The sequence below is a fragment of the Arthrobacter sp. Soil782 genome, from assembly GCF_001428435.1.
Lineage (GTDB): Bacteria > Actinomycetota > Actinomycetes > Actinomycetales > Micrococcaceae > Arthrobacter_D > Arthrobacter_D parietis.
In genome coordinates this window covers 419,361-445,377 of record NZ_LMSO01000009.1, presented here as the reverse complement: position 1 = coordinate 445,377, position 26,017 = coordinate 419,361, and the positions used below count along the sequence as shown (strand labels likewise).

Here is a 26,017-nt window from a genome sequence, read left to right as displayed (position 1 = left end):
TGGCTACTTGACCAGCTCAGCGAGCGCGGGGTCATCGGCGTACGCTTCTGCCGCGTTTTCCTGGGTGACGATCTGCGGTTCCAGCAGGTATGCAGGGACAACCTTCACGCCGTTGTCGTAGGACTCGGTGTCATTGACCTCGACCTCTTCACAGGCGCCGATGGCTTCAACCATCGTGATGGTCTGCTCCACCAGATTGCTGGTGTCCTTGTTGATGGTGGAGTACTGCTCACCTGCCATGATCGACTTGACCGATTCCACCTCGGAGTCCTGGCCGGTGACAACCGGCGTATCCTTTCCTGCAGCCGCAACCGAGGTGAGGACGGCGCGTGCCAGCGTGTCATTCGGTGAGAGCACGCCATGCAATTCCTCGGAGGCGTAGTTACCGCTGAGGAGGGTATCCATGCGACGCTGCGCGTTCTCGGCCTTCCAGCCCTGGGTCACTGCCTGGTCAAAGGAGGTCTGGCCTGAGACGACATTGAGCGTGCCGTCGTCGATCTTCGGCTGAAGGACGCTCATGGCGCCGTCGAAGAAGACCTGCGCATTTGCGTCATCGGGAGAGCCCGCAAACAGTTCGATGTTGTAAGGACCTTCACCCTTGCGCTCAGCCAACCCGTCCAGGAGTGCCTGGCCCTGCAGCTCACCGACCTTGAAGTTGTCATAGGCCACGTAGTAGTCCACGTTTTCGGTGTTGGTGAGCAGACGGTCATAGGCGAGGACCGTGATCCCGGCGTCCTTGGCTTGCTGCAGCTGGTTGCCCAGTTGTGCGCCGTCGATCGCACCGACCACGAGGACCTCCACGCCGTTGGTGATCATTGAGCTGATCTGGGCTTGCTGCTCCGCCACGCCGCCATTGGCAAACTGGACGGACGGCTCGTACCCAGCTTCGGTCAGGCCATCGTTAAACAGCTGCTCGGCCAGGACCCAGTTCTCCGAGGTCTTCTGGGGCAGCGCTACACCGATGGCGGCGCCTTCCTCGAACCCTTCGCAGGCGGTCTCGGTGCCGCCGGCGGTCCCGGTTGCCGTACCGGGATCCTCGCGGCCACAGGATGTCAGCGCCAATGCTGAAATTGCAGTGAGTGCTGCAAGTGATTTTGCGAAGTTACGCATTCGATTTCTCTTTCTTTAGCATCTTGCTTTGGTTGTCAGTGAAAGGTTTTGGCCAGAACCGGCGGATCGGTTCTAGAGGACCTGCTTTGTGCCCACTGCCTCCCGGGCTGCGGGGTTTTCCTCGGGCGCTGACGGCGCATCGGGCTTGTTTCGCCCGCCGCCGAAGTTTCGGGTGAGCAGCCCAATGATGGAGGGTTTCCCCTGGCTCTTGTTGTACACATCAAACGCGACTGCGATCAGCAGCACGAGACCCTTGATGATCTGTGTCATGTCGGCGCCGATGCCCATCAGCTGCAGGCCGTTGTTCAGGACGGCCATGACGAGGCCGCCGATCACGGAGCCGATCACCGTTCCCACGCCACCGGTCACTGCTGCGCCGCCAATGAACACTGCCGCGATCGCATCGAGTTCCCAGCCCACGCCATCGAAGGGGCCCGATGCTGTGGAACGGCCCACGAAGATCATTCCGGCGAGGGCCGCAAGGATGGACATGTTCATCATCACCAGGAAGTTCACGCGCTTGCTCTGCACACCGGAGAGCTCGGCCGCGTGGCGGTTGCCACCGACGGCATACACATGGCGACCGACCACGGTCTTGTTCGAGATGAACGCAAAGATGATTACCAGGACAGCGAGGATGAGCCCGGGAATAGGGAAGGACGTTCCCGGGCGGCCGGTGGCGAACAGGGACGTGACATACAGGATGGCGGCGGCGAGGAGGACGAGTTTCGCCACGGAGATCCACAGCGGCTGCACCTCTGAGCCGATCTGCGCGGTGCGGCGGCGGTTGCTGAACTCCTGGTACACGAAGAAGCCCACAGCGAGCAGACCCAGGAGCACCGTGAGGTTGTTATATCCCGTGACGGGTCCCACCTCGGGGAGGTAGCCGGCCCCGATGAACTGGAACGCCTCAGGTACGGGAATGGTGTTTGATTCGCCCACGTACTGGTTCGCTCCACGGAACAGGAGCATGCCCGCCAGGGTCACGATGAACGCCGGTATGCCCACGTAGGCAACCCAGAATCCCTGCCACGCTCCGATCAGTGCACCGAGGACAAGCCCGAGCACGATCCCGAGGTACCAGGGGATGCCCCAGTCGCGGATGGAGATGGCGACGACGACGCCGGCGAAGGCTGCCACGGACCCGACCGAGAGGTCGATGTGGCCCGCGATGATGACCAGCACCATGCCGATTGCCAGGATCAGGATGTACGCGTTGCCGTTGAAAAGGTTGATGACGTTGGTCGGTGTGAGTGTGTTGCCGCCGGTCTGCCATTGGAAGAACAGAATCAGGGCGATCAGGGCGAAAATCATCCCGAACTGCCGGGTGTTGCCGCCGAACATTCGCTTGAGGGAATTCATGGTGCGTCCTAGGGATTCGGTCAGGCAGATTTTCTGCTGGCGGTCATGAGTTTCATCAGGGATTCCTGGCTGGCTTGCTCACGGGTCACCTCGCCGGTGATGGAGCCTTCGAAAATGGTGTAGATGCGGTCTGAGAGACCGAGGAGTTCCGGGAGCTCTGAGGAAATGACGATCACGCCCTTGCCCTGGTCTGCGAGCTTCTGGATGATGCCGTAGATCTCGTACTTGGCGCCTACGTCGATGCCGCGGGTCGGCTCGTCAAGAATGAGCAAATCCGGATCGGTGAACATCCATTTCGACAGCACCACCTTCTGCTGGTTGCCGCCGGATAATTTGGCCACACCCTCGTTGACGCTCGGTGTCTTGGTCCGCAGCGACTTCCGGTATTCCTCCGCCACGCGGTACTCCTCATCGTTGTCCACCACGAAGTTGTGCGTGATCTTTTTGAGGTTTGCGGAGACGGTGGTGGTCTTGATGTCATCCAGGAGGTTCAGTCCAAGCGATTTGCGGTCCTCGGTGACATAAGCGAGGCCCGCTTCGATTGCCTGGGGGACGGACTTGTAGGTGACTTCCTTGCCGTCCTTGAAAATCTGGCCGGACTTGAAGTTGCCGTAGGAGCGGCCAAACACGGAACGGGCCAGTTCCGTGCGCCCGGCGCCCATCAGGCCGGCGAAGCCGACGATCTCCCCGCGCCGCACCTTGAAGCTGGAGTTCTTGCAGACCAGGCGGTCGGCAACGTTGGGGTGGCCCACCGTCCAGTTGCGCACCTCGAAAAACGTTTCGCCGATCTTCGGGGTGTGGTCAGGGAAACGGGACTCGAGAGAGCGTCCGACCATGCCGCGGATGATGCGGTCCTCGTCCACGCCGTCGTTCTTGATATGCAGGGTTTCGATTGCCTTGCCGTCACGGATGATTGTGATGGAGTCCGCAATCTGCTCGATCTCGTTGAGCTTGTGGGAGATCATGATGCACGAGATGCCCTTGGAGCGCAGTCCGGACATCAGATCCAGCAGATGCTGGGAGTCAGCTTCGTTGAGTGCGGCTGTGGGCTCATCGAGGATGAGCAGCTTAACGGACTTGCTGAGGGCCTTGGCGATTTCGACCAGCTGCTGCTTGCCGACCCCGATGTCCTTGATCTTGGTAGTCGGGTCCTCGCTCAGCCCGACGCGGGCCAGGAGTTCGACGGCGGAGAGGTTGACCTTGTCCCAGTCGATCACCCCGAAGCGTGTGGGCTCATTGCCGAGGAAAATATTCTCGGCGATGGACAGCTCGGGGATCAGCGCGAGTTCCTGGTGGATGATCACGATTCCGGCGGCTTCGCTGGAACGAATGTCCCTGAACTGCATCTCCTTGCCCTGGAAGACAATCTGACCCTGGTAGTCGCCGTAAGGATAGAGCCCGGAGAGCACTTTCATCAGCGTGGATTTTCCAGCACCGTTTTCACCGCAGATCGCGTGAATCTCGCCGGCCGTAACGGAAAGGGAAACATTATCGAGTGCTTTCACACCGGGAAATTCCTTGGTGATCGACTGCATCTCGAGGATGGTGTGGTTGTCCATAGAGGCCTTCCCGCAACTGACTGCGCTGTCCTTGGACCGAAAAGGTCCGCCAAAAAAGTAAACTCTGAGTAGGGTGTTGGCGTCAAGTCTTGAACGCAAATAATGTCGAACTGTTGGAAAACCAGAACTTAGCTTGAGCTAAGGCTGGGCTGGGACAAGACGACGGCGACGCCCCCGAGTGCTTCGGCGCGGTCCCCGAGGGAGCCCATGCTGACAGTTGTCGATTCTCCGACAACCGGCACTGCATGCCGATGCAATCCGCGCCGGACGGGGTCAAGAAGGATGTCGCCGAGGCCGGTCAGGGACCCGCCGAGAACTATCAGTTCGGGGTTGATCAGGTTGGCGACATGGGCAATGGCGCGGCCGATCGCGAGGCCGGCATCGTCAAGCACGCGAAGTGTTGCGGTGTCTCCGCCGAGGGCGAGCTGCACAATGTCGGGCGCCGTGAGCGGCCGGTGGCTGGTGCGCTCGAGCAGGCTGATCATGGTTGCCGTCGAGGCGACGGTTTCGAGGCAGCCGCGGTTGCCGCACCGACAGATGAGGCCGTGCTCGTCGATGGTGGTGTGGCCTAGTTCTCCCGTGATCCCGACGTTGCCGTAGTACAGCGCACCGTTGAGGATCAGGCCGGCGCCGATGCCTGAGCCGATCTTCACGAAGATCAGGTTCTCCACCGAACTGTGCGGCCCCCAGGTGACCTGCGCCAGCGCTCCGAGGTTGGCGTCATTGTCAATGAACACAGGGATTCTGAGGCGTTCACTGAACGTCTCGAGGATGTTGATTCCCACCCATTCAGGCAGGATGGCGCCCTGCACAACGGTTCCTGTGCGACGGTCAATGGGGCCGGGGATTCCGATGCCGGCGCCGAGTAGCGCGCTTCGGGGAGTACCCGATTCCGTCAGTAGCCGTCCAAGGAGTTCCGCGGCGGCGTCGAGCCCTTCCTCCGCGGTGTGGCCGGCTGTCAGTGGGATGGCTTCCTCGCAAAGAACACGGTAGTCCGGGCCGGCAAGGACTACCCTCACGTGCCTTCGGCCGATGTCGATGCCGACAGCAATTGACCCGTTGTCATTGAGCGCAACGGACAGGGCCCTGCGCCCGGAGCTGGTGGTGGGACTCGTTGTTACTGTGCCTGAGTCCGCCATACCGCGAACGATGTTGGAGACCGTCGCCGTGGAAAGCCCGGTCTGGCGGGCCAGTTCAGCCTGGGTCTGAGGACCACCGGTCGCAAGCGCCTGGATGATTCTTTGCTCATTGAGCTGCCGGAGAGCCGACTGGGAACCTGGCTTATGAAGGCTCGGCTTGGGGGCAGGCCTCGACGGCGCGGCAGACTCAACGGACATGCCTACAGATTCCTACACGAAGGTTGTTGCCGTCAAGAAGTAAACGCAACTCGATGGAGAGCAGCCAACTCCTGATAGCGGGAAGCGTTCTCCCGGACGTCCTGCAGTTCGTTGTCGGTCAGCTCCCGGCGGACCTTCGCCGGGACACCGGCCACTAGCGAACGCGGCGGAACCTGCATGCCTTCGAGCACCACGGCGCCGGCCGCAACCAGGGATCCCTCTCCGATGGTTGCGCCGTTCATGATGGTGGCGCTCATGCCGATCAGGCAGTCGTTCCCGATCGTGCACCCATGCACGACGGCGCTGTGCCCCACGCTCACGCGGTCTCCCACGCTGGCGGGGAAGCCCGGATCGGCATGCACGACGACGTTGTCCTGCAGGTTTGTACCCTCGCCGATGATGATGGTCTCAGTGTCTGCGCGCACACTGGCGCCGTAGAACGCGCTGGCGTTATCCCCGAAGGTTGCCTTGCCGATGACGGAAGCAGTCGGCGCTACGAACACGGTCTCCGGGATCGAGGGAGTGTTACCGCCGAATTCAATGATGTGTCCCATTTGCCAAGCCTATCCCCGCGGGATCTCAGGCCGAGCTTCTCAATGGGGAACTGCAGGCCGGCTCAGTCCTCCAGAACTACCGCCTGTGCAACGATCACGCGCTCGCCGTTGAACGTCACGGCGGGGGAGCCATGCAGCCGGTAGCCACTCTCCAGAGCCTCGCTGACTCGCGCGCAGAACGCGCGGTCGTCGGGGCCGGTCAGCACGCGGTAGCGCAGTGGCGTCTCATCACCCATGTTTACTCCTGAACGAACCTAGTTGAAGACGACAGTCCGCGTGCCATCGAGCAGCACACGGTGCTCGGCATGCCACTGCACGGCCTGTGCCAGCGTCCGGCTTTCGACGTCCGCACCCATCGCGGCCAGCTGTGGTGCCGTCCGCGCGTGATCGACGCGGATGACTTCCTGCTCGATGATGGGGCCCTCGTCAAGAGCCGGGGTCACATAGTGGGCAGTTGCACCGATCAGCTTCACGCCGCGGGCGTGCGCCTGGTGGTAGGGACGCGCACCCTTGAACGACGGCAGAAACGAGTGGTGGATATTGATTGCACGCCCCACCAGCTGCGAGCACAGGGAGTCGCTGAGCACCTGCATGTACCGTGCAAGAACCACGAGTTCAATCCGGTGCTCGGCCACGAGCTCCAAAAGCCGTTCCTCCGCCGAAGCCTTACCGTCAGCAGTGACGGGAACATGGTGAAAAGGCACGCCATAGAATGCGGCAAGGTCAGCCAGGTCCGTGTGGTTCGAAACAATCACGGGCACCTCGATCGGCAGAATCCCTGCGCGCTGCTGGAAGAGCAGGTCGTTGAGGCAGTGGGCGGATTTGGAGGCCATGATGAGCGTGCGCGCCGGTGTGCCTTCGGCGTGCAGCCCCCACGCCATCCCGAACGCCTGGGCTACCGGCGCCAGGTGCGCTTCGACGGCGCCCCGCTCCGATCGGGTGGTGATCGCCACCCGCATGAAGAACGTCCCCGAGTCCGGGCTGCCGTACTGCTGGGACTCGGTGATATTGCAGTCAGCAGCCACCAACGCCCCGGAAACGGCATGGACAATTCCCGGCCGGTCATCACAGGAGAGCGTCAGAATGAACGACGACGGCGCGCTGCCGGGAACACCGGCCTGTACAGCTTCAGTCACGCTCCAAGGCTACCGGGCACGGCCGTGGCACAGCAGCGCTGCGAGTCACCATCCGAAACACTTCGAGCCAGTTTGGCTGGAACTTTCGGGCGCACCGCGGTCTACAGGTAGCCTGACCTGTAGAACCCTCATCTCACCAGGAGCCTTCCGTGACTTCATCCTCTCCCTCTGTGACCCAGTCCGTGACCAATGCGCCGCTGTCCGAGGTGGACCCGGAAATCGCCGCGGTCCTCAACAATGAGCTCGCACGCCAGCGCGACACCCTCGAGATGATCGCCTCCGAGAACTTCGCGCCGCGATCGGTCCTCGAAGCCCAGGGCTCGGTCCTGACCAACAAGTACGCGGAGGGCTACCCGGGCCGCCGCTACTACGGCGGCTGCGAGCATGTTGACGTCGCAGAAAGCCTGGCCATCGAGCGCGTAAAGGCGCTCTTCGGTGCGGAGTACGCCAACGTCCAGCCGCACTCAGGAGCGCAGGCCAACGCCGCCGCGCTCGCTGCGATGATCAAGCCCGGCGAGAAGATCATGGGCCTGTCCCTGGCGCATGGCGGCCACCTGACCCACGGCATGAAGCTGAACTTCTCCGGCAAGCTTTATGAAGTCGCAGCATATGGCGTCGAGAATGACACGCACCGCCTCGACATGGAGCGCGTCCGCGAGCAGGCTCTGGCGGAGAAGCCCCAGGTCATCATCGCCGGCTGGTCCGCCTACCCCCGCCACCTCGATTTCGCAGCATTCCGGTCCATCGCTGATGAGGTCGGCGCCCTGCTCTGGACTGACATGGCCCACTTCGCAGGCCTCGTGGCAGCCGGCCTGCACCCGAGCCCCGTTCCCCACTCGGACGTGGTCACCTCCACCGTGCACAAGACCCTCTCCGGCCCTCGCTCAGGCGTGATCCTGGCCAAGCAGGAGTGGGCCAAGAAGTTGAACTCCAACGTTTTCCCGGGCCAGCAGGGCGGCCCGCTCATGCACGTCATCGCAGCCAAAGCCACGGCCTTCAAGATTGCCGGCACGGAAGAATTCAAGGAGCGCCAGGAGCGCGTCCTCGAGGGCGCCCGCATCATCGCCGAGCGGCTCATGGGCGCCGACGTCACCGAACACGGCGTGTCGGTCCTCACCGGCGGCACCGACGTTCACCTGGTCCTGGTGGACCTCCGCAACTCCGAGCTGGACGGTCAACAAGCGGAGGACCTCCTGCACTCGGTCGGTATCACGGTCAACCGCAACGCTGTCCCCAACGATCCACGCCCGCCCATGGTTACCTCCGGTCTCCGCATCGGCACCCCGGCGTTGGCCACCCGCGGATTCGGCTCCGCTGAATTCACCGAGGTGGGCGAAATCATCGCCGCAGTCCTGAAGCCCGGTGCCGACCTCGAGGCCCTGCGCGCACGCGTGTCCCGCCTCGCTGCCGATTTCCCGCTCTACCCCGGGCACGAGGAATGGTAGAAGACCTGCCTCCGGGTGCGTTGGAATCGGCAGCCGCCCGCTCGGACGAGTACGAGATCCCCACGGAGGAGTGCTGTTTCACGGGCTGCTGCGAACGTGGCAAGGCGTACCTGCTCGAGGAATTGGACAGGGAACAGCTCAACAAAGGAGCGGCGTAGATGAGCGCAAAAATTCTTGACGGCAAGGCAACAGCGGCCGCAATCCGCAGCGAACTCACAGAGCGGGTCACCACTCTGAAGGGCCAGGGCGTTAAGCCCGGCCTGGGAACGGTGCTGGTCGGAGATGATCCCGGGAGCCACTCCTACGTCGCCGGAAAGCACCGTGACTGTGAGCAGGTGGGCATCAACTCGATCCGCCGGGACCTCCCGGGCGACATCAGCCAGGAGGACCTCGAAAAGGTTATTGACGAACTGAACGACGACGACGCCACCACCGGCTACATCGTCCAGTTGCCTCTGCCTGCGCACATCGACGCACATGCCATTCTTGAGCGGATGGCACCGGGCAAGGACGCCGACGGACTGCACCCGACCAATCTCGGGAAGCTCGTCCTCAATGTCAACGGACCTATGGACTCGCCCCTGCCGTGTACCCCGCATGGCATCGTCGAGCTGCTTCTGCGCCATGACATCGAGCTCAAGGGCAAGAACGTGCTCGTCGTGGGACGTGGGGTGACTGTAGGTAGGCCGCTTGGCCTGCTGCTGACCCGGCGTGCAATCAATGCGACGGTCACACTGGCGCATACCGGCACGGTGGACCTGCCGCGGCACCTCAGCGAGGCCGACGTCGTCGTGGCGGCCGCGGGCCTGCCCGGCATGATCACGGCTGAACATCTAAAGCCTGGTGCCATCGTCCTGGACGTCGGCGTGAGCCGGGTGACCGATCCTGAGACTGGCAAGGCCACACTGCGCGGCGATGTCGCAAAGGACGCATCCGGCGTCGCAGGCTGGCTTTCGCCCAATCCCGGGGGAGTGGGCCCCATGACGCGCGCGATGCTCCTGGCCAACGTCGTGGAGGCTGCGGAACGTCAGGCGGCCATCACCACCGGGTAGTTCGTCCGTTGTTCCTCTAGGCTGTTCTGGTGCCCAACCAAACTAATCCGAACTACGTCATCTCCGCTGACCGGCTGACCAAGCACTACGGGAATTTCGCTGCCGTCGACGGCATCTCATTCGACGTACCAGCGGGGGAGTCCTTCGGCCTGCTCGGTCCCAACGGCGCCGGCAAGTCGACCACCATGAGGATGATCGGCGGCGTCTCGCAGCGCACCTCCGGGAAGCTGACCATCATGGGTCTGGACCCTGAGCAGCATGGTCCGGAGGTTCGGGCGCACCTCGGCGTCGTGCCGCAGCAGGACAATCTGGACGAGGAACTGCGCGTCCGGGACAATTTGCTGGTTTACGGCCGCTACTTCGGCCTTCCCATGAGCTACCTCAAACCCAAAGCGGATGAGCTCCTGGAATTCGCCCAACTGACGGACAAGGCGAAGGCGAAGGTGGACTCGCTGTCCGGCGGCATGAAACGGCGCCTGACCATCGCCCGGTCTCTCATCAACGAACCGAAGATCCTCCTGCTGGACGAACCCACCACCGGCCTCGATCCACAGGCCCGGCATATTCTCTGGGACCGGCTGTTCCGTCTGAAGGAGTCCGGCGTTACCCTGATCCTCACAACCCACTACATGGATGAGGCCGAGCAGCTCTGCGACCGCCTCGTCGTGGTGGACAAGGGGCAGATCATGGCTGAGGGATCTCCCGCCACACTCATCCGCGAGCACTCCACCCGTGAGGTGCTCGAGCTCCGCTTCGGCTCGGAAAGGAACACAACGGTGGCAGCGGATCTGGCCGGCATCGGTGAACGGCTCGAGTCCCTGCCGGACCGCGTGCTGATCTACACGCACGACGGCGAGTCTGCCCTTGAGCAGGTCACCGCCCGCGGTCTTCATCCCATTACCTCCCTTGTGCGCCGGTCCTCCCTTGAGGATGTTTTCCTGCGGCTGACCGGTAGGAGCCTCGTTGACTAGCCAGCACACCGGCACCCCGGATCAGCCCGCACCGGGCGGCCACCGGGAAACGGGAAATACGAAGAATGAGCAGGCCGTCCGCGCTGCCCATTCCCCGATGGTCGCGGCGGAACGCGCCCGGAAGTTCGGCTCCTGGTATTACGCCGAACACGCCCTTAAGGTGATGAACGGCTACCGCTGGACGCTGCTCGCCTACAGCGTGGGCAATCCCGTGATGTATCTCTTCGCAATGGGAGTCGGCCTCGCCACGCTCGTGGACAGCAACAGCGCCGAGAGCGCTTTCGGCGGCGTTAGCTATCTTGCGTTCATTGCGCCGGCGCTCCTGTCCTCCGCCACGATCATGACGGCCGCCACGGAGTTCACCTATCCAGTCATGGACGGCTTCAAGTGGCGGCGCGTCTACTACGGTCCGCATGCCTCGCCGCTGGCAGTGCACCAGATCGTCAACGGATACATCATCGCGATCTCGCTGAGGCTCTTCCTGATGTCCGCGATCTACTTCGCGATCGTTGCTGCCTTCGGTGCATCGCCATCTGCCTGGGGTTCGGTGGCAATCATCGTCGCCGTTGTCTGCGGGCTTTCGTTCGGGCTCCCGCTCATGGCGTACTCGGCCAGCGTCACCGAGGACAAGGGCCAGTTCGCGCTGGTCATGCGCTTCATCGTGACTCCGTTGTTCCTGTTTTCCGGCACCTTCTTCCCGCTCGAAACGCTGCCCATTTTCCTACGCTGGATCGGGTGGATCTCCCCGCTGTGGCACGGCACGGAACTGGGACGGGTGCTGACCTATGGGTATGACGAGCCGCTCTGGCTCTCGGCCATCCACATCCTCTATCTGGTGGCGCTGGCACTGCTCGGCTGGGTCCTGGCCCGCCGCATGTATGAACGGAGGCTGGGCAAGTGAGCAACATTCTCACAGAAGAGGACTACCGGGTCCAGGTCAAGGACCGCCCGTTCAGTGCGCTGTACGCACGAAATGCCAAAGCAGTGATCGCGCGCGGACTCATGGCCACCAAGAGCAGCAACTGGCTGATCATGGTGTCCGGGTTCTTTGAGCCCGTGCTCTACCTCATCTCCATGGGGGTGGGCCTGGGCGCACTGGTGGGCACCGTCGTCGGGCCCGGCGGAGAGGAAATCAGCTACGCCGCCTACATCGCCCCGGCGCTCCTTGCAGTCTCCGCGATGAACGGCGCGGTCTATGACTCCACCTGGAACGTGTTTTTCAAGATGAATTTCGCAAAGCTTTACCAGGGCATGCTGTACACCTCGCTGGGGCCGCTGGATGTTGCGATCGGCGAGATTTTCCTCGCGCTCCTGCGGGGCGCCCTGTACGCCACGGGCTTCACCGCGGTCATGGGGCTGATGGGGCTGATCACCACGCCGTGGGCACTGCTGATGGTTCCGGCGTCCGTGCTGATTGCTTTTGGCTTCGCCTCGTTCGGCATGGGCATCACCAGCTACATGAAGACCTTCCAGCAGATGGATTGGATCAATTTCGTGATGCTGCCGATGTTCCTGTTCTCGGCGACGTTCTATCCATTGAGTGTTTACCCGCAGGGCATCCAGTGGTTCATCCAGGCTCTGCCGCTCTGGCACGGCGTTGAATTGCTGCGTCAACTCAGTGTCGGCATCTTCACCCCCGCAACGGCGGTCCACATTACCTACTACCTGGTGATGATCCTCGTCGGAATGGTGCTGACCACCGCGCGCCTCCGGAAGCTGTTCCTGAAGTAGGAATGTGCAAGGACGGAAGATGTCCGCGATTGTCTACCATCTTGGGTGGGGACGGCAGATACTGGGACCATGATTGGGAAATGGCACGCAACCGTCTTCGACTGCTCAAACACGGACCAGCTGGCGTCCTTCTACGAGGACCTGTTGGGCATGATCCGCGTCCAGCATGATGACAACGGGTGGATCACCATCGGTGATGCCCCGGACCGTCCGGCACTGGCCTTCCAGCAGGTTGAGGGATACATGCCGCCGAGGTGGCCGGGCCAGGAGATCCCGCAGCAGGTGCATCTCGATATCCGGGTGGAGGACCTCGACGTAGCGGAGCAGAAGGTGCTCGCGCTAGGGGCTACCAGTCTGGAGTCGGGGACGGGCACCTACCGGGTCTATCTGGACCCGGCAGGCCACCCGTTCTGTCTCGTGTGCTGGTAGGCAGCGACTTCTGGTAGTGAGGGCCTGCTGGTACCAAAGGCTTGTTGTTTGGAACCTCAGATGACCAGTTCGGCGTACACCACGTAGTTGTCGTCAAAGAGCCCGGTTTCCGGATCGTAGCCGTCGCAGGTGATGAGCCGGAGTTCGGCGCCCTCGGTGTTCCCGTACACCTTCTGGGTGGGGAAGTCGTCCTTCGGGTACTGCTCGCCTTTGGTGACTGCGAAGGTGGCGATCGACCCATCCTCGCGCTTGACCTCGATGAGGTCGCCGGCCTTCAGCGCCCTGAGGTCCGCAAAGACGCCGGGGCCGCCGCCGGTGGCGTTGACATGGCCCAGCAAGACGGCCGGTCCGCGCTCGCCGGGCGTGGGGGACTGGTTGTACCAACTGGCTGGTGCTCCGGGTCCGTCCGGCGGCACCTCCAGGGAGCCGTTTTCCCGTAGTCCAAGCGAGAGCAGTTCGGAGCCCGCTTCGATGGTGGGTATCGAGAAGGAGACCGGTTTGGAGGCTTCCAGCACCGGCGGAAGGGCGGGTGTCTGGGAAGGCTCCGCGGAGGGGGACGTTTCGGGGCTCGCGGAAGGGGCCAGTGTTGCCGGCACGGAGGTAGCCGGCGCCGCCGTCGTCGTTGGGGCCTGAGCATCCTCGCTGCCGGTGCCTGTGCCGCAACCGGTGAGTATCAAAAGGGCGGCCGCCGCAGAAACTGCAAAGCTTCTGCGGCGGCCGGAGTTGGAGCTGATCATGAGATCAGATCAGTCCTTTACTTGGTGGTTGAGCGACGGACGGCGTAGGTGCCGCCGGCTGCTGCTGCCAGAACCAGGCCGCCACCGAGGGCGATCATGCCCAGGTTGGAGCCGGTCTCCTGAGCAACGCCGGTGTCAGCGCCGCCCTCAGGCATTGCGCCCATCTGTGAAGCAACCAGGGTGCCACACAGAGCAGGCGAGGTTGCACCGATCGGCAGGTCCGGGTTCAGATCGCTGGGTGCGCTGAATACCTCTTCGCTGACACCTGCGGTGGCGGGATCGAGACCGTGGACGACAACGACCGCCGTGCCGGCTTCAAGTGCTGCCTGCGTTTCAGCGTTCAGCTCGAAGGTGCGCTCGATGCTGTAGGTGCCGCCCTGGCCGCCCAGTGCAAGGTCAAGACCTGCAGCAGGGCTGGTGTCGCCGCTGGTGGACAGGGTGGTGACGATGCCGCCGTAGAACGGAGCACCCTCGGTTACGCTGACGAGGCCGTCTCCGTCAGTGTCCGCAGCAGGCGTGGGGCAGGTGCCCTCGGCTCCACCGTGGATGTGCTGGACGTGCGGGTAGGGTCCGTCCATGAAGGTCTCAGCCAAGCCGGACACCTGAAGGTTGACAGTTGCCTGGGTTCCTTCGACATCGACCGTGATGGTACCCGTGCCCGTGGTGCCGTTCAGTTGGCCGAGGGTCGAGGAGTAGGACTCCACATGGTTGTCAGCCATGGCGGGTGCGCCGCCCATTGCGAGCAGACCCATAGCGAGGGTCGGGACTGCGAAAAGTGCTTTCTTGTTCATGGTTCCTCCATGGTGCGAATGGGACGCGCACCGGAAAGGATGCGCATGACCTTAGTTCGGCGTGGGGTGTATCACGGATGGGTGTGATCTGAATTAAATTTCCCGCGCGCCTTCTTCGGATGCTCGAACCGTCTTTTCGCCGGTGGTGGAAGCAACCATGCCCGCGCTGCCGGTTTGCGACAATAGAGGCATGCAACCACTGGGAACCTCTGGAAAAACCGCGGGCAAGGGACTGAGCCTGCGTATGGGCGGCGTAGGAATGGCCATCATGTTGGTGGTGTTTTTGGTGGCTGTGGTCTTCGCAGCCAATGAGAACGACGTCGTTGGCTGGCTGGTGGTCATCATCTCCCTTGGGTGGCTGCTGATTTTCAGCTTCGTGGTGTTTACGGTGCGCTCTGCCGCACGCAAGGCGAGCGCCCGGATCGAGGAGTTCAACAGGGCCGCCGGCGGGGGCACGGCGGGCGGAGGCCCGGCCGGTACAAGCGGCGCAATGCGGGATCAGAAGCTCGATCACAGCTTCAAGATCGTCCAGGTCCAGGCCCGCGTGATCCGTGATCATCTCGGCTCGGACCAGGGCATGGTGGACCGTGCGCTGGAAACCATCGAGATCACTTCCCACAATGCCCGCAGCATGATGAAAAACGACGACGACGGCCCGGTTGAGGGCACTGTCGTCGACTAGCGCTCCGGTAAGGTTGATTGGGTGAGTTCGGCACAAACCCTGATAAGCAGCAAGCACCCAGAAGCCCTTCGTATTGCCACCGTGAACGTGAACGGAATCCGCGCAGCATACCGGCGGGGAATGCAGGAGTGGCTCGAGGACAGGGACATCGACATCCTGTGCCTTCAGGAGGTGCGTGCACCGGACAAGGTGGTGCGGGAGCTCCTTGGGGACTCCTGGCACATTCTGCATGCTGAGGCCGCGGCCAAGGGCCGTGCCGGCGTCGCCGTCGCTTCCCGTCTGGAGCCCACGGAGACCCGCGAGCACATCGGTGACGAGTACTTCGCCTCCGCTGGTCGCTGGGTGGAAGCTGATTTCGACCTGGACGGAACCACCCTCAGCGTGGTCAGCGCCTACGTGCACTCGGGGGAGGCGGACTCGCCGCAGCAGCAGGACAAGTACCGGTTCCTCGACCTGATGTCGGCGCGGCTCACCGAGCTGCGCCGCACCCGAGACCACGCCCTGGTGGTTGGAGACCTCAACGTCGGACACACCACCCGGGACATCCGGAACTGGAAGGGCAACCTGAAGAAGGCAGGCTTCCTGCCGGAGGAACGCGCCTACTTCGATCATTTCTTCAGCGATGCGGTCGGCTGGGTTGATGTCCACCGTGACCTTGCCGGGGACGTTGACGGCCCCTACACCTGGTGGTCCTGGCGCGGCAAGGCCTTCGACAATGACGCCGGCTGGCGCATCGACTACCATCTCGCCACGCCAGAACTGGCAACTGCCGCCACCACCGCCGTCGTCGATCGTGCCCACTCCTGGGAAGCGCGTTTTTCGGATCATGCGCCGCTCGTCGTCGACTACAAGCTCTTACAACCACAGGACTGATATGACTTCCTCCACAGCGACACGTCAGCGGGTTCTGTCCGGTATGCAGCCCTCGGGCAGTTCCCTCCACCTGGGGAATTACCTCGGAGCCCTCGTGCAGTGGGTCCAGATGCAGGACTCCTATGACGCCATCTACTTCATTCCCGACCTCCACGCCATCACCGTGCCGCAGGATCCGGCGGAGCTCGCGGAGCGCACCAGGCTGACCGCCGCGCAATACATCGCCGGCGGTGTGGACGTGGACAAGTGCACGCTCTTCGTGCAGTCACACGTGCCTGAACACGCGCAGCTGGCCTGGGTGCTGAACTGCATCACCGGGTTCGGTGAGGCTTCCCGCATGACCCAGTTCAAGGACAAGTCGCTCAAGCAGGGCACCGACTCCACCTCGGTCGGCCTGTTCACCTATCCAATCCTGCAGGCAGCGGACATCCTGCTGTACCAGCCGGAAGGCGTTCCCGTCGGTGAGGACCAGCGCCAGCATATTGAGCTGAGCCGGGACCTCGCGCAGCGCTTCAATACGCGATTCGGAGAGACGTTCGTGGTTCCCAAGCCGTTCATCCAGAAGGAGTCGGCCAAGATCTATGACCTGCAGAACCCCACGGCCAAAATGTCCAAGTCCGCAAGCTCGGCGGCGGGCCTGATCAACATCATGGATGAGCCGAAAGTCACCGCGAAGCGCATCAAATCCGCAGTGACGGATGACGGCGCGGAAATCCGTTTCGACCGCGAGGAAAAGCCGGGTGTATCCAACCTGCTTTCGATCTATTCGCTGATGACTGGGAAGAGCCTGGAGGACGTGGTCGGGCATTTTGAGGGCCGCATGTACGGGCACCTGAAGGTGGAGCTTGCGGGCGTGGTGGTTGATCGCCTTGAGCCGGTACGGGCACGCGCGCTCGAGCTGCTCGGCGATCCGGGAGAGCTTGACCGGCTGCTCGCGGTAGGCGCGGAAAAGGCGCGGGAAATTGCGTCGGTTACGCTGGCAGATGTGTTCTCCAAAGTAGGTTTCCTCCCTGCGCGCGGCCGCGGACCGGCGGGTGCCTTCTAGGATCATGAGCCACCCCCTCAGCGACACCGAGCAGCGCCAACCGACCTACGTAGTGGGCCGGCGTGCTGTGGAGGGCAAGCTGGTGGGAGTGGTCATCGCCATTCCGGAGCCCATTGCTGGCGAACTCGAACGCTGGCGGGCTTCCTTCGGCGATCCGATGGCTGCTCTCGTCCCGCCGCACATCACGCTGATCACCACCACTCCAGCTGCGGACTGGCCGTCGACCATCGCCCATGTGCGTGAGGTGGCCTCTGCACAAAGTTCCTTTACGGTGACGCTGAAAAGCACCGGCACGTTCCGTCCGCTCACCCCCGTGGTCTTCATCAATGTCACCGAGGGATTCGAATCCTGCGTTGACCTGCACCGGCGCTTACAGGCCGGGCCGCTCGCCCGCGACCTTGAGTACCCTTTCCATCCGCACGTCACCGTGGCCCATGACGTCAGCGAAGCCAACATGGATTCTGCCGAGGTACAGCTCGACGACTTCGAGGCATCCTTCACCGTACGTACCATGGGACTGTACGAGCACGACGTCACGGGCGTGTGGAAACTACGGGAAGAGCTCGCTTTTGGCCAGAACGCTACCGCCGGCGAAAAACCGGGCACCTGATAACCCGTTCCCCACGGAGCGAATGAAGCTCAAACTAAAGGTTCTGCAAGCGCGCCGCGATCTCGGCCGGACCCGGCGGGAAAAGGGCGGGGGAGCACCCGTTCTTCTGGCCACCTTCCAATATCTGATGGCCAGGCTGAACGCTTTTCGCCCAATGCGGGCTTTTCAGCTCTACACCAGCCGCCACGGGCCGCTGATGGCCGCGGGGATCGCCTACAACATGTTCTTCGCCATTGCTGCCCTGCTGGTTGTCGGTTTCTCAATCGCAGGGCTGGTGGTCGCCGGAAATACCGAATTACAACAGATGATCGTCCGTGCAGTGGACCGAACCACGCCCGGGCTCATCGACACTGACGGGGACGGCACCAGCAGCACCGGGTTCGCCACAACCGAAGAGCTCTTCGACCTGGAGTCCGGGCTCAGCCTCGCCCTGCTCATCTCAACGGTTGTCATGCTCTTTACATCGCTGCGTTGGATCGGGGGCGTACGCGAGGGGATGCGCGGGATTTTCGACCTCCCCGCGGTCCAGTCGAATCCCATCCTGGTCAAGCTTAAGGACCTCGGGATTCTGCTTGTGCTTGCGGTGGCGCTCATCGTCACCACCGTTGTCGGGCTGGTTGCCAATACCGTCCTGGATCTGGTTCTTCAATGGCTGGGTCTGGATAGTGCTGCGAAACCGTTGACGCAGGTCGCAGGAACTGCGGTCACGCTCCTGCTGGACACCCTCGTCGCAGTCATCCTGTTCCACTCGGCGTCGGCCATCCAGATGCCAAGAGCCGTTCTGTTTCAGTCTGCCCTTATCGCGGGAGTGGGCAGCACCGTTCTGCGGACGTTCAGCACCCTCCTGCTGGCTGGAGTAGACCGCAACCCGTTGCTCGCTCCCTTCGCCGTCATCATCGGGCTATTCGTCTGGTTCTTCCTGCTGAGCCAGGTCTACCTGCTGGCAACCGCCTGGGGCGCCATCGGTGCGGCAGATGCCCAGTCGGCCCGCTCCCGGGCACGCGGCGGCCGCGCACGGTCCCTGCGCCAGCGCAGCAGGGCGGCCGCTGCCAAAACCTCGGAACTTTCGGGCACCTAAAGCGGCTTGGACGGCTGCGGAGTCACCTGATCTGCGCAAAACTTCCGGGAACGACGACGGCGCGGCCACCTTTCGGTAGCCGCGCCGTTTCGTCCGCAGGAGAGGCGCTCTTAGACCTTGCGGGACAGGATGGCCTGCTTGACCTCGGCGATTGCCTGCGTCACCTGAATGCCGCGCGGGCACGCCTCGGTGCAGTTGAAGGTAGTGCGGCAACGCCACACACCTTCCTTGTCATTGAGGATCTCCAGACGCATGTCACCGGCGTCATCGCGTGAGTCGAAGATGAAGCGGTGCGCGTTGACGATGGCCGCCGGCCCGAAGTACTGGCCGTCTGTCCAGAAGACCGGGCAGGATGAAGTGCACGCTGCGCACAGGATGCACTTGGTGGTGTCATCGAACCGCTCGCGCTCCTCCGACGACTGCAGGCGCTCCCGGGTTGGCTCGTGGCCGCGGTTGATGAGGAAGGGCATGATCTCGCGGTACGACTGGAAGAACGGTTCCATGTCAACAATGAGGTCCTTCTCCACCGGCAGGCCCTTGATCGGTTCGACCAGGATGGGTTTGGAGGTGTCCAGGTCCTTCAGCAGGGTTTTGCACGCCAGCCTGTTACGGCCGTTGATGCGCATGGCATCGGAGCCACAGACGCCGTGCGCGCAGGAACGGCGGAACGAAACGGTGCCGTCATGCTCCCACTTGACCTTGTGCAGGGCATCCAGGACGCGGTCCGTGCCGTACATGGTGAGCTTCCACTCGTCCCAGTGCGCGTCATCAGAGACCTCGGGGTTGTAGCGCCGCACCTTGAGGGTGATGTCGAAGGTGGGAATTTCACCGCCGCCGCCTACTCCGGGTGCCAGGTCAACCTTCGAGGCCGGTTCTTTTTCGACTGTTTCGGTGCTCATCAGTACTTACGCTCCATGGGCTGGTAACGGGTGAAGACTACCGGTTTGGTCTCAAGGCGCACCCCGCTGGTTTCAGTGGCGGAAGGATCCTTGTAGGCCATGGAATGGGTCATGAAGTTCTCATCATCACGCTCGGGGTAGTCCTCGCGGAAGTGGCCGCCGCGGGATTCCTGCCGATGCAGGGCAGCTGCCGTCATGACCTTTGCCATATCGAGCAGGAATCCGAGCTCAACGGCTTCCAACAGGTCAAGGTTGAACCGCTTGCCCTTGTCTTGGACAGTGACGCGGGTGTAGCGCTCCTCAAGCTTGTCAATGACCTCGAGGGCTTCCTTGAGGGTCTGCTCGGTTCGGAACACCTGGACGTTGGCGTCCATGATGTCCTGCAGTTCCTGGCGGATCTGAGCAACGCGCTCGCCGCCCTCCGAGCTGCGCATGGTGTCCAGCAGACGCTCGGTCTCGACCAGCGGGTTGTCCGGGATCTCGACGAACTCGGCTGTGACGGCGTACTCAGCCGCGGCGATTCCCGCACGCTTGCCGAAGACGTTGATATCCAGCAGCGAGTTGGTCCCGAGGCGGTTGGAGCCGTGAACGGAAACGCAGGCAACCTCACCCGCGGCGTAGAGGCCGGGGACAACGGTGTCATTGTCCTGCAGAACCTCAGCCTTGATGTTGGTGGGGATGCCGCCCATTGCATAGTGCGCGGTCGGGAACACGGGCACCGGTTCGGTGTACGGTTCCACCCCCAGGTAGGTGCGGGCGAACTCCGTAATGTCCGGCAGTTTTGCGTCGATGTGCGCAGGTTCGAGGTGCGTCAGGTCCAGAAGGACGTAGTCCTTGTTGGGCCCGGCGCCGCGACCCTCCCGCACCTCGTTGGCCATGGAACGCGCCACGATGTCACGGGGCGCGAGGTCCTTGATGGTGGGGGCGTACCGCTCCATGAAACGCTCACCCTCGGAGTTGCGAAGGATGGCGCCCTCGCCGCGGGCAGCCTCGGAGAGCAGGATTCCGAGCCCTGCCAGGCCGGTGGGGTGGAACTGGAAGAACTCCATGTCCTCCAGCGGGATACCGCGGCGGAAGGCGATGCCCATGCCGTCGCCGGTCAGCGTGTGCGCGTTGGAGGTGGTCTTGTAGACCTTGCCGACGCCGCCGGTCGCGAATACAACCGACTTGGCCTGGAATACGTGAAGCTCACCGGTGGCGAGGTCATAGGAAACGACCCCGGCAACCCGCTTCCGGATGCGTGTTACGCCATCTACGGTGAACTCCTCGTCCACCGTCAGCATGTCCAGTACGTAGTACTCGTTGAAGAACTCGACGTTGTGCTTGACGCAGTTTTGGTACAGCGTCTGCAGGATCATGTGACCCGTGCGGTCGGCGGCATAGCAGGAGCGCCGGACGGGGGCCTTCCCGTGATCCCGGGTATGGCCTCCGAAGCGGCGCTGGTCAATGCGGCCTTCGGGGGTGCGGTTGAACGGCAGACCCATCTTTTCCAGGTCCAGCACTGCGTCGATCGCTTCCTTCGCCATGACCTCGGCGGCGTCCTGGTCGACCAGGTAGTCGCCGCCCTTCACGGTGTCGAAGGTGTGCCATTCCCAGTTGTCTTCCTCGACGTTGGCGAGGGCGGCGCACATGCCGCCCTGCGCCGCACCCGTGTGGGAACGGGTGGGGTAGAGCTTGGTCAGTACAGCCGTCCTTGCGCGCTGGCCGGATTCAATCGCGGCGCGCATGCCGGCGCCACCTGCGCCCACAATAACGACGTCGTACTTATGGACCTGCATACTGTGCTCTTTCTGTTGGAACTGGTGGTGAAGAGGGCCGCCCTGATGACTCAGCTACCAGCGGCCGGAAAATTACGGTGCCGGGCAGTAGTCGGCGACGTGCGGTACTCCGTTGACCACAGGGCACGGATCGAAGGTGAAGATCACGAGGGTGCCGAGCACAACGATGACGACCGTGGAGACGTACAGCACGTTCTTCAGCCAGAACCGGGTGGAGTCCTTCTCCGCGTAGTCATTGATGATGACGCGGACACCGTTGGTGCCGTGGAGCATGGCGAGCCAGAGCATGACGAGGTCCCAGACCTGCCACAGCGGATCCGCCCACTTGCCGGCGACAAAGCCGAAGTCAACGCCCTCGATGCCGTCTCCGGCGATCAGGCTCGTCCAGAGGTGGACGAAGATGAGCACCACGAGAACCACGCCGGACAGCCGCATGAACAGCCACGCGAACATCTCGAAGTTGCCCTTGGAACTGCCGCTGCGCCGGTACTGCGGTGAAATGCGTCCGGAACGGGGAGATTCAACGATGGGAGCAGCCATGGCTTAGTGACCTCCGAAAACAACGGCGAGATGGCGGATGGAGAAGGCGATCATGGTGACTGCCCAGAGCCCGACGACGGCCCACAGCATCTGGCGCTGGTACCTGGGGCCCTTCTTCCAGAAATCCACGAGGACAACGCGGAGGCCATTGAACGCGTGGAAGACAATGGCGCCTACCAGTCCCAGCTCTCCGAGACCCATGATGGGATTCTTGTAGGACTCGATCACGGCGTCATAGGCCTCGGGTGACACCCGCACCAAAGAGGTGTCCAGCACATGCACGAGTAGGAAGAAAAAGATCACGACGCCGGTAATACGATGCGCAACCCAGGACCACTGGCCTTCACGGCCGCGGTAGAGGGTGCCTGCTGGTGTCTTCGACACTGAAAAACCTCCCTGTGTCGCAGGGGCGTTAGCGCGTCTTCAACGCTGGAATGTCGCCCCGCGAGAGCACTCTTTCCACAAGCCTAATCTAGGCCCGGCCGATGGGGTGTTCAATTTAGGCAGCCCTACGTTGTGACCTTGTTAACAGAGGGTTGTTACAAGGTCTATGCGGGACGGTTGATGCGCTGCGTTCCCGCTGGGTTAATGTGGGAGCGATGAGTACTCATGAGCACAGCCCCCTGGACCGCTTCCACGGTGTGATACCGGCAGGCGGAACCGGTACGCGGCTGTGGCCGCTGTCCCGTGCGGCCGCACCCAAATTCCTGCATGACCTGACCGGCTCCGGCAGCACCCTGATCCGTGCGACCTACGAGAGGCTGCAGCCGCTCAGCGGCAAGCGGATCATGGTTGTCACGGGCAAGGCGCACCGCAGGGCTGTGCGCGCGCAACTACCGGAGCTGAAGGACGCGGACCTCGTCCTGGAGAGTGAACCGAAGGATTCGGCCGCCGCTATCGGTCTGGCCGCGGCGATTCTTTATCACCGCGATCCGGAGATCATCATGGGCTCGTTCGCAGCGGATGCGGTGATCGCGCCCGCCGAAGATTTTCAGGCAGCGGTCCGCGAAGCCGTTCATACCGCCGCCGAGGGTTACATCGTGACCATCGGCATTCTGCCCACCCATCCGTCCACCGGGTTCGGGTATATCCGGGCGGGCGAGCCGCTGGACATCGACGGGGCGCCGAGTGCCCATTCGGTGATCGAGTTCGTGGAGAAGCCGTCGGTGGCGGTTGCCCGCGAATACATCGACAGCGGCAAGTACAGCTGGAACGCGGGCATGTTCGTGGCGCCGGTGGCGCTCATGCTCAAGCACCTGGAGGCTAATGAGCCCGTTCTCTATGCGGGCCTCATGGAAATCGCCGCCGCGTGGGATACCCGCTCCCGCAACGAGGTTGCCGGCCGCGTCTGGCCCACCCTGCCGAAGATCGCGATCGATTACGCCGTTGCCGAACCCGCCGCAGCTGCCGGAGATGTAGCGATGATTCCCGGCAACTTCAGCTGGGATGACGTCGGCGATTTCGCTGCGATCGGCCGCCTCAATCCGGCCATGGAGAACAGTGAGCTCACCGTCATGGGAGAGGGTGCACGTGTCTTCTCTGAGAACGCGTCGGGAATTGTGGTGTCGGATACCAAGCGTGTGATCGCGCTGATCGGAATTGACGACGTCGTTATTGTGGACACTCCTGACGCACTTCTGGTGACAACCAAGGAACATGCGCAGGAAGTTAAGAAGGCAGTGGAGTCGCTGCGCGCCAGCGGTGACGTCGACGTTCTCTGACTGCACGCTTCGGATGGTCGCGGTCAACGGAGCTGCGAGTCGCTCAATGACGCGGGGTTGAAGCGGCTGTCCGCAGGTTCGTTACGCTGGTGAAGTGCAGAAAACTTCCACTGAAGCTCCCGTAGTCCCACACATCGGTGTGTGGACCGCTCCGATGCTGGATGAGCTGACGGGGTTTCGGCGCGATCTCCACAATCATCCGGAACTGTCCCACAAGGAGTACCGCACCACCGACCGGCTCGTTGAGCGGCTGGAGGCGGCCGGACTGAGGCCGCAACGCCTCGAGGATACCGGCCTGTTCGTTGACATCGGCGAAGGTGACATCAGGATCGGCCTGCGGGCAGACATCGACGCCCTGCCCATCCTCGAGGAGACGGGTCTGCCCTACGCCTCATCCTCGACGGGCATCGCTCACGCCTGCGGTCATGACATCCACACCACCGTGATGCTGGGGGTCGCGCTGGTGCTGGCGAAAATCGACGCGGAGACTCCGCTGGGCGGCCGCGTCCGCGTGATCTTCCAACCCGCTGAAGAGACCATGCCGGGCGGAGCGCTGGACGTGATCGCCCAGGGAGTCCTCTCCGAGGTTCCCCGGATTCTTGCCCTGCACTGCGATCCACGTATCGACGTCGGCCTGGTGGGAACGCGCATCGGTGCCATCACCTCGGCGTCGGACACAGTCCGTGTCGAGCTGAGCGGACGCGGCGGGCACACGTCCCGGCCGCACCTCACGGAGGACCTCGTCTTTGCCCTCGCCCATATCGCAGCCAACGTCCCGGCCGTACTGTCCCGGCGCATCGACGTGCGCAGCGCCGTCTCGGTGGTGTGGGGCCAGATGCACGCCGGCTCCGCTCCCAACGCCATCCCGGCGCACGGTTTCATGTCCGGCACCATGCGGTGCCTTGACGGTGAGGCCTGGGAAGCGGCGGGTGACCTCATGGACGAGACTGTGCGGCAACTCGCTGCTCCGTTCGGCGTGGACGTCAGGATTGAACACACCAGGGGAGTGCCGCCCGTGGTGAACACGGAGGCGGAGACCGGGCTGATCGAGGCAGCCGCCCGTTCGGAGCTGGGCCCCGATTCAGTGGTCCTCACGCCGCAGTCCATGGGCGGGGAGGATTTCGCCTGGATGACCCAGAAGGTGCCCGGGGCCATGATGCGCCTCGGCACCCGCACCCCGGGCGGTGAAACCTATGATCTGCACCGCGGTGATTACCGCCCTGATGAACAGGCAATCGGGTGCGGCGTGCGCGTCATGGCAGCTGCCGCACTGCGGGCAGTCCTCGGACTCCGGCACTAGTTCGCGAAAGCCCGGGAGCCGGGCGCGGGAATTCACACGGGCCCGCGGCGGTTGCCACGTAGCGTGAGCAGCTCCAACAGTCCCCGCGTGCCCTTGTCCGTCCTCGACCTCGCTACCGTCGGAGCCGGTCGTTCCAGTTCCGATGCCCTTGCCGACAGCACGAAGCTTGCGCAGGCCGCAGACCGTCTGGGACTGACCCGTTTCTGGGTGGCCGAGCACCACAACATGCCCTCTGTGGCCTCGACCAGCCCTTCGGTGCTGATTGCGCACCTTGCGGCGAAGACGTCGCAGATCCGGCTGGGGTCGGGCGGTGTGATGCTCCCCAACCATGCGCCCTTCGTGGTCGCAGAGCAGTTCGCCCTGCTGGAGGCACTGCACCCGGGCAGGATCGACCTTGGAATCGGCCGGGCGCCCGGTACGGACCAGATGACCGCGATGGCCCTGCGCCGGCAGACCGACGGGCTCGGCGTTGAAGAGTTCCCGCAACACGTCCTGGAGGTTCTCGCGCTCCTGGGCGACAACCGGACGCCTGACCGCGTGATGCGGCTGGCAGCCACGCCGGCGCCGTCGTCCTTCCCTGATGTGTGGCTGCTCGGCTCAAGCGGTTACTCCGCCCAGTTGGCCGGGATGCTGGGCCTGCGGTACAGCTACGCGCACCACTTCGGCAACGAGGATCCGGCGGCGGTCATGCGCCTCTACCGCTCCAACTTCCAACCCTCGCCTGCCCTCGCGGAGCCGTACGCAATGCTGGCCACGTCGGCGCTGACGGCGGCCACAGTGGAAAAAGCCGAGTACCTTGCAGGACCGGCCCGGGTGATGGCCCTGTCGCTGCGTTCCGGCCGGCCGGCGCCGATCGTGCCGCCCCAGGAGGCCGCCGAGCGCACCTTCACGGACCAGGAGCAGCTGATGCTCGATCACCTGCCCGCAATCAAGGCCGTCGGGACTGTCCAACAGGTGACCGCGCGCCTGGAGGAGCTGGTGGAGCTCACCGGAGTCCAAGAACTGATGATCACGGGCACCACCTATGACGTCGACTCCCGCATTGATTCCCTCACTTCCCTTGCGGAGGTGTGGGGCCAAGTGCCGGCTCAAGCTCCAACCGCCGGATAGGTCCACCTACCCGTTGGTAACAAAACTTGAACAATGTAAGAACCGGGCGGCGCTTTGGTAGTGTGCCCGGTCACTCCGGCGTTAGAGTAAGCTTCATCATCGAGTCCCGAATTTGAGGCGGGACCGGCGCCACGAACATCAATGAAAACAGAGCTTGTACCCGCTTC

The 26,017-nt window shown here is 63.0% G+C and carries 27 protein-coding genes and 1 pseudogene; 15 read left to right on the top strand and 13 right to left on the bottom strand.

Translation table 11 applies throughout. The features are described from left to right. Positions 1-3: 3 nt before the first annotated feature. The 7 genes and pseudogenes from ASH00_RS12680 to purU all read right to left on the bottom strand — a co-directional run bounded on the left by ASH00_RS12680 (position 4) and on the right by purU (position 7,058). Complete coding sequence (locus ASH00_RS12680; protein WP_056548946.1) at positions 4-1,110, bottom strand: substrate-binding domain-containing protein; 1,107 nt, start codon at positions 1,108-1,110, stop codon at positions 4-6. Between the two features lie 72 nt (positions 1,111-1,182). After that, positions 1,183-2,472, bottom strand: a complete 1,290-nt coding sequence (mmsB, locus tag ASH00_RS12675) for a multiple monosaccharide ABC transporter permease (RefSeq protein ID WP_056548945.1) — start codon at positions 2,470-2,472, stop codon at positions 1,183-1,185. Between the two features lie 20 nt (positions 2,473-2,492). Continuing rightward, entirely contained in the window at positions 2,493-4,031 is a 1,539-nt protein-coding gene (gene mmsA / locus ASH00_RS12670; RefSeq protein WP_056548944.1) for a multiple monosaccharide ABC transporter ATP-binding protein, read from the bottom strand. Between the two features lie 128 nt (positions 4,032-4,159). After that, positions 4,160-5,368: an ROK family transcriptional regulator gene (locus tag ASH00_RS12665; protein ID WP_056548942.1), complete on the bottom strand. Its 1,209-nt coding sequence runs from the start codon at positions 5,366-5,368 to the stop codon at positions 4,160-4,162. Positions 5,369-5,400: 32 nt separating this feature from the next. Beyond that, on the bottom strand, positions 5,401-5,922 hold the full coding sequence (locus ASH00_RS12660) for a gamma carbonic anhydrase family protein (RefSeq protein WP_056548941.1): 522 nt from the start codon (positions 5,920-5,922) through the stop codon (positions 5,401-5,403). A 71-nt stretch (positions 5,923-5,993) separates the two neighbouring features. Beyond that, positions 5,994-6,158, bottom strand: a pseudogene (locus ASH00_RS16480) (DUF1737 domain-containing protein); the annotation flags it as partial. 18 nt (positions 6,159-6,176) lie between these two features. Then, a complete protein-coding gene (gene purU / locus ASH00_RS12655) occupies positions 6,177-7,058 on the bottom strand; it encodes a formyltetrahydrofolate deformylase (RefSeq protein ID WP_056548939.1) in 882 nt (293 codons plus the stop codon). A 149-nt stretch (positions 7,059-7,207) separates the two neighbouring features. On the opposite strand from purU, the gene glyA reads away from it, so the two are divergent. The 7 genes from glyA to ASH00_RS12625 all read left to right on the top strand — a co-directional run bounded on the left by glyA (position 7,208) and on the right by ASH00_RS12625 (position 12,686). Next, complete coding sequence (glyA, locus tag ASH00_RS12650) at positions 7,208-8,503, top strand: serine hydroxymethyltransferase (protein WP_056548937.1); 1,296 nt, start codon at positions 7,208-7,210, stop codon at positions 8,501-8,503. Then, on the top strand, positions 8,497-8,661 hold the full coding sequence (locus tag ASH00_RS16725) for a hypothetical protein (protein WP_157359111.1): 165 nt from the start codon (positions 8,497-8,499) through the stop codon (positions 8,659-8,661). The genes glyA and ASH00_RS16725 overlap by 7 nt, the downstream gene beginning before the upstream one ends. Next, on the top strand, positions 8,662-9,555 hold the full coding sequence (locus ASH00_RS12645) for a bifunctional methylenetetrahydrofolate dehydrogenase/methenyltetrahydrofolate cyclohydrolase (protein WP_056548935.1): 894 nt from the start codon (positions 8,662-8,664) through the stop codon (positions 9,553-9,555). A gap of 29 nt (positions 9,556-9,584) precedes the next feature. Continuing rightward, a complete protein-coding gene (locus ASH00_RS12640) occupies positions 9,585-10,526 on the top strand; it encodes an ABC transporter ATP-binding protein (protein WP_056548933.1) in 942 nt (313 codons plus the stop codon). Between the two features lie 97 nt (positions 10,527-10,623). Beyond that, positions 10,624-11,427: an ABC transporter permease gene (locus tag ASH00_RS12635; RefSeq protein ID WP_056549313.1), complete on the top strand. Its 804-nt coding sequence runs from the start codon at positions 10,624-10,626 to the stop codon at positions 11,425-11,427. Between the two features lie 5 nt (positions 11,428-11,432). Continuing rightward, positions 11,433-12,257, top strand: coding sequence for an ABC transporter permease (locus ASH00_RS12630; RefSeq protein WP_056549311.1), 825 nt, complete (start codon positions 11,433-11,435; stop codon positions 12,255-12,257). Between the two features lie 69 nt (positions 12,258-12,326). Continuing rightward, positions 12,327-12,686: a VOC family protein gene (locus tag ASH00_RS12625; protein WP_056549309.1), complete on the top strand. Its 360-nt coding sequence runs from the start codon at positions 12,327-12,329 to the stop codon at positions 12,684-12,686. Between the two features lie 56 nt (positions 12,687-12,742). Here ASH00_RS12625 and ASH00_RS12620 read toward each other — a convergent pair whose 3' ends face one another. Further along, positions 12,743-13,423 carry a class F sortase gene (locus tag ASH00_RS12620; RefSeq protein ID WP_056548931.1) on the bottom strand — a complete coding sequence of 227 codons (681 nt, stop codon included), beginning with the start codon at positions 13,421-13,423 and terminating at the stop codon, positions 12,743-12,745. A 17-nt stretch (positions 13,424-13,440) separates the two neighbouring features. Next, the gene (locus tag ASH00_RS12615) at positions 13,441-14,214 is read right to left on the bottom strand and encodes a CHRD domain-containing protein (RefSeq protein ID WP_056548929.1); all 774 of its coding nucleotides are present in this window, start codon (positions 14,212-14,214) and stop codon (positions 13,441-13,443) included. Between the two features lie 190 nt (positions 14,215-14,404). Here ASH00_RS12615 and ASH00_RS12610 point away from each other — a divergent pair, with 190 nt between their 5' ends. Genes ASH00_RS12610 through ASH00_RS12590 form a run of 5 tightly spaced genes read left to right on the top strand, consistent with a single transcriptional unit; the run spans position 14,405 to position 18,502 of the window. Beyond that, a complete protein-coding gene (locus tag ASH00_RS12610; protein WP_056548927.1) occupies positions 14,405-14,896 on the top strand; it encodes a hypothetical protein in 492 nt (163 codons plus the stop codon). 21 nt (positions 14,897-14,917) lie between these two features. Next, positions 14,918-15,769 carry an exodeoxyribonuclease III gene (locus ASH00_RS12605; protein ID WP_235563291.1) on the top strand — a complete coding sequence of 284 codons (852 nt, stop codon included), beginning with the start codon at positions 14,918-14,920 and terminating at the stop codon, positions 15,767-15,769. A gap of 1 nt (position 15,770) precedes the next feature. Beyond that, positions 15,771-16,814: a tryptophan--tRNA ligase gene (gene trpS, locus ASH00_RS12600; protein ID WP_200954804.1), complete on the top strand. Its 1,044-nt coding sequence runs from the start codon at positions 15,771-15,773 to the stop codon at positions 16,812-16,814. Between the two features lie 4 nt (positions 16,815-16,818). Next, on the top strand, positions 16,819-17,424 hold the full coding sequence (locus ASH00_RS12595) for a 2'-5' RNA ligase family protein (RefSeq protein WP_082566108.1): 606 nt from the start codon (positions 16,819-16,821) through the stop codon (positions 17,422-17,424). Positions 17,425-17,446: 22 nt separating this feature from the next. Then, positions 17,447-18,502, top strand: a complete 1,056-nt coding sequence (locus ASH00_RS12590; protein ID WP_056548923.1) for a YihY/virulence factor BrkB family protein — start codon at positions 17,447-17,449, stop codon at positions 18,500-18,502. A 110-nt stretch (positions 18,503-18,612) separates the two neighbouring features. Here ASH00_RS12590 and ASH00_RS12585 read toward each other — a convergent pair whose 3' ends face one another. The 4 genes from ASH00_RS12585 to sdhC all read right to left on the bottom strand — a co-directional run bounded on the left by ASH00_RS12585 (position 18,613) and on the right by sdhC (position 22,103). After that, positions 18,613-19,401: a succinate dehydrogenase iron-sulfur subunit gene (locus tag ASH00_RS12585; RefSeq protein WP_056548921.1), complete on the bottom strand. Its 789-nt coding sequence runs from the start codon at positions 19,399-19,401 to the stop codon at positions 18,613-18,615. Next, entirely contained in the window at positions 19,401-21,179 is a 1,779-nt protein-coding gene (gene sdhA / locus ASH00_RS12580) for a succinate dehydrogenase flavoprotein subunit (protein ID WP_056548918.1), read from the bottom strand. Before sdhA ends, ASH00_RS12585 begins: the two co-directional genes overlap by 1 nt. A gap of 72 nt (positions 21,180-21,251) precedes the next feature. Continuing rightward, complete coding sequence (locus ASH00_RS12575) at positions 21,252-21,719, bottom strand: succinate dehydrogenase hydrophobic membrane anchor subunit (protein WP_056548916.1); 468 nt, start codon at positions 21,717-21,719, stop codon at positions 21,252-21,254. A 3-nt stretch (positions 21,720-21,722) separates the two neighbouring features. Beyond that, positions 21,723-22,103, bottom strand: coding sequence for a succinate dehydrogenase, cytochrome b556 subunit (sdhC, locus tag ASH00_RS12570; protein WP_056548914.1), 381 nt, complete (start codon positions 22,101-22,103; stop codon positions 21,723-21,725). Positions 22,104-22,318: 215 nt separating this feature from the next. On the opposite strand from sdhC, the gene ASH00_RS12565 reads away from it, so the two are divergent. The 3 genes from ASH00_RS12565 to ASH00_RS12555 all read left to right on the top strand — a co-directional run bounded on the left by ASH00_RS12565 (position 22,319) and on the right by ASH00_RS12555 (position 25,850). Continuing rightward, complete coding sequence (locus ASH00_RS12565) at positions 22,319-23,440, top strand: mannose-1-phosphate guanylyltransferase (RefSeq protein WP_056548912.1); 1,122 nt, start codon at positions 22,319-22,321, stop codon at positions 23,438-23,440. Positions 23,441-23,594: 154 nt separating this feature from the next. Then, positions 23,595-24,740, top strand: coding sequence for an amidohydrolase (locus ASH00_RS12560; RefSeq protein ID WP_157359138.1), 1,146 nt, complete (start codon positions 23,595-23,597; stop codon positions 24,738-24,740). 87 nt (positions 24,741-24,827) lie between these two features. Continuing rightward, a complete protein-coding gene (locus ASH00_RS12555; RefSeq protein WP_235563289.1) occupies positions 24,828-25,850 on the top strand; it encodes an LLM class flavin-dependent oxidoreductase in 1,023 nt (340 codons plus the stop codon). Positions 25,851-26,017: the final 167 nt, after the last annotated feature.